This window comes from Vibrio sp. B1REV9 (assembly GCF_905175395.2).
GTDB lineage: Bacteria > Pseudomonadota > Gammaproteobacteria > Enterobacterales > Vibrionaceae > Vibrio > Vibrio alfacsensis.
Map to the genome: position 1 here is coordinate 42,398 of NZ_CAJIMW020000687.1, position 10,680 is coordinate 53,077.

General features: G+C 44.6%; 11 protein-coding genes. 5 read left to right on the plus strand and 6 right to left on the minus strand.

All coding sequences use genetic code 11. The features are described from left to right. Positions 1 to 136: 136 nt before the first annotated feature. Positions 137 to 1,486 carry an MBL fold metallo-hydrolase RNA specificity domain-containing protein gene (locus tag KHN78_RS05335; protein WP_211915520.1) on the minus strand — a complete coding sequence of 450 codons (1,350 nt, stop codon included), beginning with the start codon at positions 1,484 to 1,486 and terminating at the stop codon, positions 137 to 139. Positions 1,487 to 2,144: 658 nt separating this feature from the next. Between KHN78_RS05335 and KHN78_RS05340 the strand changes: the two genes are divergently transcribed. After that, on the plus strand, positions 2,145 to 3,311 hold the full coding sequence (locus KHN78_RS05340) for a nucleotide sugar dehydrogenase (protein WP_211915519.1): 1,167 nt from the start codon (positions 2,145 to 2,147) through the stop codon (positions 3,309 to 3,311). Positions 3,312 to 3,379: 68 nt separating this feature from the next. Beyond that, entirely contained in the window at positions 3,380 to 4,384 is a 1,005-nt protein-coding gene (locus KHN78_RS05345) for an NAD-dependent epimerase (RefSeq protein ID WP_211915518.1), read from the plus strand. 363 nt (positions 4,385 to 4,747) lie between these two features. Here the strand turns inward: KHN78_RS05345 and tpiA are convergent, their stop codons facing one another. After that, on the minus strand, positions 4,748 to 5,518 hold the full coding sequence (gene tpiA, locus KHN78_RS05350; protein ID WP_128811859.1) for a triose-phosphate isomerase: 771 nt from the start codon (positions 5,516 to 5,518) through the stop codon (positions 4,748 to 4,750). Between the two features lie 272 nt (positions 5,519 to 5,790). Between tpiA and KHN78_RS05355 the strand changes: the two genes are divergently transcribed. Together KHN78_RS05355 and KHN78_RS05360 are read left to right on the plus strand one after the other, a co-directional pair. Continuing rightward, positions 5,791 to 6,141 (plus strand): 5-carboxymethyl-2-hydroxymuconate Delta-isomerase, encoded by a 351-nt coding sequence (locus KHN78_RS05355; protein ID WP_211915517.1) that lies wholly within the window; start codon positions 5,791 to 5,793, stop codon positions 6,139 to 6,141. A gap of 91 nt (positions 6,142 to 6,232) precedes the next feature. Then, positions 6,233 to 6,655, plus strand: coding sequence for a DUF805 domain-containing protein (locus tag KHN78_RS05360; RefSeq protein WP_128811855.1), 423 nt, complete (start codon positions 6,233 to 6,235; stop codon positions 6,653 to 6,655). 214 nt (positions 6,656 to 6,869) lie between these two features. Here the strand turns inward: KHN78_RS05360 and KHN78_RS05365 are convergent, their stop codons facing one another. From KHN78_RS05365 to glpX, 3 genes are all read right to left on the minus strand, one after another. Beyond that, complete coding sequence (locus KHN78_RS05365) at positions 6,870 to 7,214, minus strand: DUF3135 domain-containing protein (RefSeq protein WP_211915516.1); 345 nt, start codon at positions 7,212 to 7,214, stop codon at positions 6,870 to 6,872. Between the two features lie 188 nt (positions 7,215 to 7,402). Further along, positions 7,403 to 8,029 (minus strand): helix-turn-helix transcriptional regulator, encoded by a 627-nt coding sequence (locus KHN78_RS05370; protein ID WP_211915515.1) that lies wholly within the window; start codon positions 8,027 to 8,029, stop codon positions 7,403 to 7,405. 173 nt (positions 8,030 to 8,202) lie between these two features. Then, positions 8,203 to 9,210, minus strand: coding sequence for a class II fructose-bisphosphatase (gene glpX, locus KHN78_RS05375; protein ID WP_211915514.1), 1,008 nt, complete (start codon positions 9,208 to 9,210; stop codon positions 8,203 to 8,205). Between the two features lie 345 nt (positions 9,211 to 9,555). Here glpX and zapB point away from each other — a divergent pair, with 345 nt between their 5' ends. Next, the gene (zapB, locus tag KHN78_RS05380) at positions 9,556 to 9,798 is read left to right on the plus strand and encodes a cell division protein ZapB (RefSeq protein ID WP_211915513.1); all 243 of its coding nucleotides are present in this window, start codon (positions 9,556 to 9,558) and stop codon (positions 9,796 to 9,798) included. A gap of 116 nt (positions 9,799 to 9,914) precedes the next feature. Here zapB and rraA read toward each other — a convergent pair whose 3' ends face one another. After that, positions 9,915 to 10,421 (minus strand): ribonuclease E activity regulator RraA, encoded by a 507-nt coding sequence (gene rraA, locus KHN78_RS05385; protein WP_128811845.1) that lies wholly within the window; start codon positions 10,419 to 10,421, stop codon positions 9,915 to 9,917. Between the last annotated feature and the right edge of the window lie 259 nt (positions 10,422 to 10,680).

Here is a 10,680-nt window from a genome sequence, read left to right on the forward strand (position 1 = left end):
ATGGCGCTTTTTCTGTCATCGAGAAGCGAAGCGTTCTGTACTCTCACAACTACCATCAAGCCTTTAACGATCGCAAAACTATCAACAAACTCCCTCTAGGACCTAGGACCTAGGACCCTAAAAACCTAAAACCCCATCAATCAACAACCTTAACCCCATTCTGTTCAATCATTTCCCCTAATTCTCGCTTCGCGTTTGTTTCTCCATGAATCAAGTGTACGCCTTTCGGTTTGGTTGGTATGCCTGTAATAAAACGCAGTAAATCTGCTTGGTCTGCATGGGCCGAGTAACCAGACATGGTGTGTATTTGCGCATTGACCTCAACACGTTGTTCGCCAATGGATATCTCCGGGTCTCCCTGTTGAATCGCTCGCCCTAACGTACCTTGTGCTTGGTAGCCAGCAAATAACACATCATTTTTCTCATCGGGTAACAGAGCCTCTAAATAGTTAACGATACGCCCGCCCTCACACATGCCAGATGCCGCAACGACAATAGCAGGCTCATCCGTTGAGGCTAGGCGGTTAACCAAGGCTAGATGTGCTCGATGGTTATCTACCGTGATGCATTGCTCAAAAGAAAGTGGGTGGCGTTGATGGTTTAGCTTGTTTTTTGCCTCTGTGCTCCATAGCTTTTTAAAGCGGCGATAAGTTTTAGTCACTTGCTTAGCAAGAGGAGAGTCTAAGATGATCGGCAGAGAGGAATGTAAGTCACGTTGATGAATCAACTGCTCGATATCAAAAAGCAGTTCTTGAGTTCTCCCCACACTGAACGCAGGAATAAGGATCACGCCACCATCTTTAAGTGCATGGTCAATGATGTGGTTTAAGCGCGCAGTACGTGTAGAAACGTCTTCATGTTGTTTGTACCCATAGGTGCATTCAATAAACAAATAGTCCGCCTGTTTTGGTGATTTAGGATCGGGCAGCAGAGGTGTATTGCTAGGGCCAAGATCACCAGAGAAGACAATCACTTCACTGTTGGGCAGTTTGAACTCCACATAGGCAGAACCAAGAATATGACCAGCCGGTTGAAAGCGTAAATAGTGCTGCCCACCTAATGGCAGCCACTGTTGGTAGAGACAGGGCTTGAGCTGCTTTTTGATAACATTGAGTACTTGCTGGCGTTGATGGTAATTGAGTCCAAGTTGCAGCTTTAATCCATCTTCCAGCATCAATGGCACTAACTCTGCAGTCGCTTTGGTGCAATAGATAGGGCCTTTAAAACCTGCCGCAAGTAACCAGGGCAAGCGTCCAATATGGTCAATGTGTGCATGGGTCAATACTAGGGCTTTGACCTGTTTTATTGAGAACTCAATATTCAGTGAAGCATTGCGTCCACCAAACTGAATATCCTTTCCTTGGAAAAGCCCACAATCAACCAGAATACTTCCGAAAGAAAGTTTTAGCTCATGGCAAGATCCCGTCACAGTATGTTTACCACCGTGATGGATAACACTAGCAAGGTCGCAGATGGTTGTTGTCATGGTTCGTCCTTAAGAAATGATGTCAATTATATGGTACTGATTTAATGCATTGGGGTGGTGGATATTTAGTCAGTGTGCGAGGGGAGTTAAAGAAAGGGCCTAGGTAAAAAGCAGGTCCTAGGTTCTAGGACCTAATGTTTTGGTTTTTGGATTATGCACAAACTTTGCTCTTGAATTATAAGAAGAATACTTGTCATTCTAAACAGTGAGGGACGAACGTGATTCAGAATCTACTGACCAGTTTTGAAAGAGTTAAGGTGATAACCTCAGATTAAATTGCGTGTGGGTAGTAGATTCCTAATTTCGCTGGAATGACATAATTGGTGATGATGTGCTTTGAAGCGTTCTGTAATCAAATAACTTCCTCAAAAAGCCGTAGAAATACACAGAGAGACCAACAAACTCGCCTCTAGGAACTAGGACCTATTATCCTAGGCCCTTGGTTTCCATAAGCGAAGCGTCCCGTATTCAAATAACTTCCTCAAAACCCATTGAAATACTCAAACCTCCAACAAACTCTTTCTAGGACCCTAGGACCCTAGGACCCTAGGACCCTAGGACCTAACTTCCCTATTGCCCAAAATCTAAAGCCTAAGATCTAGTTCAGTTTTCTTGATTCTGCTATGCTTTTGTAAAAGTTGAACTTAAGGATTCACCCATGAAAATCGCAGTTGCGGGGACCGGCTATGTAGGGCTTTCTAACGCTATGTTGTTAGCTCAAAATCATGAAGTGGTTGCGGTTGATATCATCCCAGAAAAAGTTGAATTGCTGAACAATAAGCAATCGCCAATTGTGGATGCAGAGATTGAGCACTTTCTTGCAAACAAGTCGCTAAACTTTGTTGCAACAACAGACAAAGCGTTGGCATACCTCAATGCTGATTATGTGGTTATTGCAACCCCAACCGATTATGACCCTATCACCAACTACTTCAATACCTCTTCTGTAGAAGCGGTGATCAGAGATGTCATGGCGATTAACCCAGATGCGGTCATGGTGATCAAATCAACGGTGCCAGTTGGCTATACGGCACGCATCAAACAAGAGTTGGATTGCGAGAATATTATATTCTCTCCAGAATTCTTGCGAGAGGGTAAAGCGCTTTACGATAACCTTTACCCATCACGTGTTATCGTTGGTGAGCGCAGTGAGCGTGCAGAAATGTTTGCAGGCCTGTTGGTTGAAGGGGCGATCAAAGAGGACATTCAAGTCCTATTTACCGATTCGACAGAAGCGGAAGCCGTAAAACTGTTCTCGAATACGTACCTTGCGATGCGTGTGGCTTATTTTAATGAGCTGGATTCTTACGCAGAAGCTCATGGCTTGGATGCTCGCCAAATCATTGAGGGGGTTGGTTTAGACCCACGTATTGGCAATCACTACAACAACCCATCATTTGGTTATGGTGGTTACTGTTTGCCGAAAGATACGAAGCAGCTTCTTGCTAACTACCAAAGTGTGCCAAATAACATCATTGGTGCAATTGTAGAAGCAAACCGTACTCGCAAAGATTTTGTCGCAGAATCGATTATTAAGCGTCAGCCAAAAGTGGTCGGTATTTACCGCTTGATCATGAAAGCAGGTTCAGATAATTTCCGTGCCTCTTCCATCCAAGGTATCATGAAACGTATTAAAGCCAAAGGGATTGAAGTGGTGGTGTACGAGCCAGTACTTAAAGAGCAAGAATTCTTTAATTCGCGCGTGATCCAAGATTTGAATGAGTTTAAACAAACGGCGGATGTGATCGTATCTAACCGTATGGTAGAAGAGTTAACGGACGTTACAGAAAAAGTCTATACCCGTGACTTATTTGGTAGTGATTAAATCCACACCTATACTTCATAAAGCCAGTGAATATTCACTGGCTTTTTTATTCCAAGGAAAGGAATGCTATGAAGTATCTTGTAACAGGTGCGGCTGGCTTTATTGGAAGCGCGACCGCAGAAAAACTCAATACAGCAGGTCATGAGGTTGTTGGTATTGATAACCTTAACGATTACTACGATGTGAACCTAAAACACGCACGGCTAGCCCGTATTGAAAATCCATTGTTCAAATTTGTGAATGTGGATATCGCAGACCGCGAAGCAATGGCGCAATTGTTTGCTGCAGAAAAGTTTGATCGAGTCATTCATTTAGCCGCGCAAGCCGGCGTTCGCTACTCATTAGAGAACCCGCACGCGTACGCTGATTCAAACTTGGTTGGTCATCTCAATATTCTTGAGGGATGTCGCCAGAATCAAGTGCAGCATTTGGTGTATGCATCATCGAGTTCTGTGTACGGTTTAAACGCCAAAGTGCCATTTGCAACATCAAATACAGTTGATCATCCTGTTTCTTTGTACGCTGCGACAAAGAAATCCAATGAGCTGATGGCTCACAGCTATTCTCACCTTTATGATATTCCGACCACGGGCCTGCGTTTCTTTACCGTGTATGGATCTTGGGGTCGCCCAGATATGGCACCGTTCATCTTTACCAAGAAGATTCTGGATGGTGACACTATCGACATTAATAACAATGGTGATATGTGGCGAGATTTCACGCACGTCGATGATATCGTTGAGGGCGTGGTGCGTATCGCAGATGTGATCCCACAACAAGATGAGGCTTGGACGGTTGAAACGGGCACGCCAGCAAGCAGCTCTGCCCCGTATGCGGTGTACAACATCGGCCACGGTTCACCAATCAATTTGATGGATTTTGTAAAAGCCATTGAAGATGAGTTAGGTATTGAGGCCAAGAAAAATTTCCGAGAAATGCAGCCAGGTGATGTATACCAAACCTACGCAGATACAGAAGATCTGTTTGCCGCAACAGGCTACAAGCCACAAGTCAGCGTGAAAGAGGGCGTAGCAGAGTTTGTCGCTTGGTATAAGGACTTTTATGGGAAATAGATAGGGTTTAGGTTTAAAAGATAGGTCCTAGGATCCTAGGGCCTAATGTTTTGGATTACGGATTACGGATTACGGATTACGGATTACGGATTACGGATTACGGATTACGGATTACGGATTACGGATTACGGATTACGGATTACGGATTACGGATTACGGATTACGCGCAATCGTTAGCTTTCTGTGTTCTGTGTTCTGTGTTCTGTATTCCTACCGCTTTCTCAAGAGCTAATGAAATGCACAAACTTCCAGCACACTCCATCTAGGACCTAGGCCCTAAAACCTATAATCTTTTTCAAAAACCAAAAAGGCCGATGTGTTCACATCGGCCTTTTGATTATCTATCGTCTATTACGAGACAGATTAAGCTTTAGCGGCTGCCGCTGCTTTAGCGATAGCGACGAAGCTCTTAGCGTCTAGCGAAGCACCGCCAACTAGAGCACCGTCGATGTCTGGTTGTGAGAAGTAAGCTTCAGCGTTTTCTGGTTTAACAGAACCGCCGTATTGGATGATTACTTGCTCTGCAACTGCTTCGTCTTTCGCTGCTATGAGTGCGCGGATAGATGCGTGGATGCGTTGTGCATCTTCAGCTGTTGCTGCTTTACCAGTACCGATAGCCCAGATTGGTTCGTAAGCGATGATCGCACCGTTTAGCGCTTCAACACCGTAAGTGTCAATAACAGCGTTGATTTGACGTGCACATACTGCTTCAGTTTCGCCAGCTTCGTTTTGCGCTTCAGATTCACCGATACAGAAAACAGGCGTTAGGCCGTTTTCTTTTAGGAAGTTGAATTTCTTCGCGATGAACTCGTCAGATTCGTTGTGGTATTCACGACGCTCTGAGTGACCGATGATGATGTGAGTTGCACCAAAGTCTTTCAGCATTTCTGGAGACATATCGCCAGTGAATGCACCGCTGTTGTTTAGGTCAGTGTTTTGAGCACCTAGGATAATTTTGTTATCGCCTTCTGCGATGACACACTCAGCTAGACCGATGTAAAGAGCTGGTGGAGCTACTGCTACGTCAACGCCTTCAACGCCTTCAAGTTCAGCGTTAATACCCGCTAGTAGCTCAGTTACCATTGCTTTGCTACCGTTTAGTTTCCAGTTACCCATCACTACAGGACGACGCATAGGAATATCTCCCTTATCTTTAATGTCAAATAATCAATTAATGTAAAAAATCTACGTAGGAATATAACAGAATAATGCGAACAGATCATGATTGGTGTCATGTCTTATTCGGCTTTCTTTATCTGCTCAATGCGGAATGTGTTCTGTTATTTTTGTCAAAAGCAATCGATTGGTGATCACGTAGACAGAATGATAGCTCAATCCTCGGAAATTGCCGCTCAGGTTGGTATTACTAAGGGTGAAAAGTTCGCCATAAACAGAAAGGAATCACAATGCCAAACTTAGTTTTAGAATATTCCAACTCGGTGGATGAGCGTGTCAATGTTCAAGGTTTATTAGAAGACTTACACAAAGCGGCCATTGGAACCGGATTGTTCGACGTTGCATCGGTTAAGTCCAGAGCATTGCGCTGTCATCATTGGCTAGTCGGCGATGAGGGTGATAGTGTGGACTTCATTCATCTTAACTTTGATTTACTCTCAGGCCGAACACCAGAGCAAAAGCGAGACTTGTCGAGAGCATTAATGACGGTGCTGCAAGAGCAAGCCAGCCATGTACGCAGCCTAACGGTGAATGTTCGTGATATGGATATTGATTGCTTCCAGAAAGTGGTGAATAGATAAAAGGACCAACAACCTTTTTTCATTCCTTTTCTTTGCCCTTTATTGTGCTCTTCGTTACTCTATACCCATTCTGGTTTTTGGATAAAAGTCGATGTCAATTAAAGAGTTATTATTTTCGTTTCAAGGGCGTATAGGCCGAAAAACATATTGGGCCTGGAATATTGTTTACTATATTTCGATACTCGGTTTTGGCGTAGGTATCAACAAGCTGTTTCCTGCGTTTTCTTACATCATTCTGCCGGTGTTTCTGCTTATTTTACTTATTCCTGATCTGGCGATTACGACCAAACGCTGGCATGACCGTAATAAGTCAATCTACTGGCTGGCATTAAACATTCCTTTGATTATTGGCCGAATTGCTACGCCAATGACAAACCCAGATGCTCAGGCAGCATCGACACCGCAAATGTTGATTGCTTCTGTCTCATTGATTTGTGGTGTATGGATTTTGGTAGAGTGTGGCTTCTTGAAAGGAACCGCAGGCCAGAACCAATACGGACCAGAGCCGGAGTAAAAGGAAAAGAAAGGCCCTAGGTAAAAAGCAGGTCCTAGGATCCTAGGGCCTAAAATCTTGGGTTACTGATTACGCGCAATCGTGGTTTTTTCTGTATTCTGTAAGCGAAGCGCCCAGTATTCCAACAGCTTTCTCAATAACTCATTGAAACGTATAAACGTCTAGCGCGCTCCAACTAGGGTTTAGGACTTAAAAACCTATGGCCTAAGAACGTTCAATAAAAACCATCTCTATCTTTAAACGTCTTTAAACTCACCACATCTGCTTTTTGCGCCGGTGTCGTTTCCCCTTGCAGCGCTTCTCTAAACTTCGCGACTTGTTTTTGCAGTTCGTTCATTAGCACCACATTAGTATGGTTGGGGTTCTTACAATTATGTATAACTCGGTCGATATGGCTTTGTTGTGCCCATAAGCGTGGTTGCATTTCTTCTGAGGCACTTTCAATCATCTCTTTTGCCATTTCATGGCGGAACTGCTCAAAGGCTTCCGGATCGCGTTTGGCCATTTTGACCATATCATCGAACGAGGGTAAAACTTGTGGCTTGTGAGGGGCAGTCATGTTGTCTCCCAATCCATAGGACGCTGCTTTTACTAATAAAAGCGTAATCCACTGAGAAAGGGAGGATAGGGGGATTTGGTTATAGTCTCATTTGTAAGAAACTTAGATCGGAGTCTTTGGCGCAGAGTTCTCGGCATCGATAGCCATTTGCTAACGATGGCCATTCGGTACAGATAGCCGTAGAGAAATCAGCCTGAGATGGGCTCTTGAATGCGATAAACGCAGCGGCGCTGACCGTTGATAATGTGTTCTGTGCGCTCTATGAGCGTGTCGCTACCTAACAGTGATTGAAACACGTTGAGTTCAGATTGGCACAAGCTAGGGCAACGAGTTGCGGCTTTACAAATTGGGCAGTGGTTCTCGATGAGGATGAAGCCTTGCTCGTCTTGCTCCAACTCCGCCATGTAACCCTCTTTCTCGCGAAGCGTAACCAACGTATTGAGCTTGCTTTCCAGTGAAGCGCATTGTGCAAGATGCCATTGGTAGTGTTTCAGCGTGAGCTTTTCTCGCTCTGATGTGACTTTATCGAGCCCGTCTTTACCGAAAATGTGCTCAACGGCTTCAATAAATTGGATGGTCAATTCGCCATGGCGATCAGCAAACTGCTCATGCCCTTTTTGAGTTAATGACCAATGACGAGTAGGGCGACCCACTTTCACTTTCACATCATGAATCGATAGGATGCCGTCATCTTCTAAACCTTGTAGGTGCTGACGAGCCCCCATGGTTGTCATGTTCAGTTCGGAAGAGAGTTGTTTCGCAGTGACAGAGCCATCACGCTTAACGATTTGCAAAATCCTATCTACGGTCTTCATATACCCACCATCTATACATCAGTACATATTATGCGCGATAGGATTAGTAAAGAGAAGAGTTGACTTAGTTTTGGGGGAAACAAGGTTTAAAAGATAGATCCTAGGGAAAACAGAGAGGTCCTAGGAGAAAGGCAAGTTCCTAGGATCCTAGGCCCTAGGAACTTTGTATCTGTTTAAAGAATAATATCGCGTACTTCAGGGTCTTTACGATCTAGGTAGTGCGTAGACTTGATACGACGGATAGTACGACAGCGGCCACGAATAAGCAGAGTTTCTGTTGTTGCGATGTTACCTTGGCGAGTAATCCCTTCAAGTAGATCGCCCTTAGTAATACCTGTCGCGGAGAAGATAACATTGTCGCTGCGAGCCATGTCTTCCATCTTAAGAACGATGTTCGCTTGCACGCCCATCTCTTCACAGCGTTGAAGTTCTGCCGCGCCGTAAATGCGGTTTTCTTCGGTATCGCCTTTGACTTCGTGACGAGGAAGAAGTCGGCCATGCATATCGCCATCTAGCGCGCGAATAACCGCCGCTGAAACCACACCCTCTGGTGCGCCACCAATGCAGTACATTAAGTCCACTTCGCTGTCAGGCATACAAGTTAGAATAGAAGCCGCTACATCACCATCAGGCACAGCAAATACGCGTACACCCATCGCTTGCATTTCTGCAATCACGTCATCATGACGAGGTTTTGCTAGTGTGATAACAACCAACGTATCAAGTGATTTGTTTAATGCTTTTGCTACGTTTTCTAGGTTTTCTTTGAGCGGTTTATTGAGGTCAATCGCGCCTTTCGCGCCAGGGCCTACCACTAACTTTTCCATGTACATGTCTGGCGCTTTCAAGAAGCTGCCTTTTTCACCGGCCGCCAACACCGCTAATGCGTTTGATTGGCCCATTGCCGTCATGCGAGTACCCTCGATAGGATCTACCGCGATATCGACAGCATCACCACCTGTACCCACTTGCTCACCGATGTAAAGCATAGGAGCATCATCAATTTCACCCTCACCGATAACGATTTCACCGCTAATGTCGGTTTTGTTTAGTAGGGTACGCATCACTTCAACGGCAGCACCGTCAGCTGCGTTTTTGTCACCACGGCCAAGCCATTTGTAGCCAGCCAGAGCGGCACCTTCAGTAACACGGGAAAATGCCATTGCTAAATCGCGTTTCATGATGTCTCCAAGTAACAAGAGGGAAGAAAAATTTGCGCGGCGATTCTACCACATTGCAAGTTAAACGTTTGCCTTTTTGCTGAGCTTTAACTCTAACTATCTTGAATTCGATCAATTATTGGGTGAGTTTTTAATGTGAAGAAGCCAAAAATAGAGCGCAAAAATACAACCATGTTCAGAAAAGTCAGAGTTTAGTGAGATTGCGCTGATTTTTTGACCGAATGATGCAAAATATCGAATATAGTAAGTGTTTCTCGTCGCTACGCTGAGTAGAATGAATCTTATAGGTTAGGTGCCGACGATTTGTCGAGTATCGTCCCCACGGAACAATAAAGGTAGGCCAAGATGTCTTTTGAAGTACTAGAAAAACTAGAAGCAAAAATTCAAACAGCAGTTGATACAATCACTCTTCTTCAGATGGAAGTTGAAGAGCTGAAAGAAGACAAAGTAAAGCTAGAAGCAGAAGCAAACGAGCTTCGCTCTCAGCGTGAAGATCTAGAGCAGAAATCTCAACAAGCTCAACAAGAGCATGCTCAATGGCAAGAGCGCATTCGTGCACTACTTGGCAAAATGGACGAAGTGGAATAATTCACTCCATATCCAGAATTAACAACACCCGCTTCGGCGGGTGTTTGTGTATTTGGGTAAAAGAAAGGTTCTAGGGAAAGACAGTTCCTAGGATCCTAGGCTCTAACACCTAAGATCTATTCTTCTTCACCCAGCTCGAGATCCACATTAAGTGGTTCAGGAGATAGGATAATGCCTGTGCTGTCAGCGTAGACGTAATCTTCCGGCAAGAAGCTAACGCTGCCAAAGTTTACTGGTACATCATGCTCACCAATACCTTGACTTGCTGCGCCTACAGGAATAGAGGCAAGGGCTTGAATGCCTAAGTTCATGTCTTCGAGTACGTCAACTTCGCGAACGCAGCCATAAACAATAATGCCTTCCCATTCATTTTCTTCGGCTAGCGCTGCAATTTCTGCATCAATTAGCGCTTTACGTAAGGAACCGCCACCGTCAATCAGCAGTACACGCCCGATGCCGTCTTGTTCGAGAGTTTCACGGATCAATGCATTGTCTTCAAAGCATTTTATTGTCGTGATCTGGCCTGCAAACGATGCGCGACCACCAAAGTTACTGAACATCGGTTCGACAACATCTACCTGATCGAGGTAAATATCGCAAAGTGCTGAAGTGTTGTATTCCATGGCGTACCTTTCTTAAACAGAAAACGTTGTCTTTGAGTATATCTAGGCATTAAGCCATTGCAACGAGATTCCTTTTTTAACTTATCAGAGTTTGAGCTACCACAATTTCTGAGGCGCGTGAAATTGGTTCACGTCAGTCTTTGGTGTATTGGCGTATATACAATAAGAAGATACAGCAAAAAATTGAAAAGGATGATTTCCTTTGGCGTCCAAATGCCAACGGTCAGCATTGTGGTATTTAGGAGAAATGCCGCGAGAA

Coding starts and splice junctions, on each gene's coding strand:
- KHN78_RS05335 (WP_211915520.1), bottom strand. CDS start 1,486: ATGACAACAACCATCTGCGACCTTGCTAGTGTTATCCATCACGGTGGT.
- KHN78_RS05340 (WP_211915519.1), top strand. CDS start 2,145: ATGAAAATCGCAGTTGCGGGGACCGGCTATGTAGGGCTTTCTAACGCT.
- KHN78_RS05345 (WP_211915518.1), top strand. CDS start 3,380: ATGAAGTATCTTGTAACAGGTGCGGCTGGCTTTATTGGAAGCGCGACC.
- tpiA (WP_128811859.1), bottom strand. CDS start 5,518: ATGCGTCGTCCTGTAGTGATGGGTAACTGGAAACTAAACGGTAGCAAA.
- KHN78_RS05355 (WP_211915517.1), top strand. CDS start 5,791: ATGCCAAACTTAGTTTTAGAATATTCCAACTCGGTGGATGAGCGTGTC.
- KHN78_RS05360 (WP_128811855.1), top strand. CDS start 6,233: ATGTCAATTAAAGAGTTATTATTTTCGTTTCAAGGGCGTATAGGCCGA.
- KHN78_RS05365 (WP_211915516.1), bottom strand. CDS start 7,214: ATGACTGCCCCTCACAAGCCACAAGTTTTACCCTCGTTCGATGATATG.
- KHN78_RS05370 (WP_211915515.1), bottom strand. CDS start 8,029: ATGAAGACCGTAGATAGGATTTTGCAAATCGTTAAGCGTGATGGCTCT.
- glpX (WP_211915514.1), bottom strand. CDS start 9,210: ATGAAACGCGATTTAGCAATGGCATTTTCCCGTGTTACTGAAGGTGCC.
- zapB (WP_211915513.1), top strand. CDS start 9,556: ATGTCTTTTGAAGTACTAGAAAAACTAGAAGCAAAAATTCAAACAGCA.
- rraA (WP_128811845.1), bottom strand. CDS start 10,421: ATGGAATACAACACTTCAGCACTTTGCGATATTTACCTCGATCAGGTA.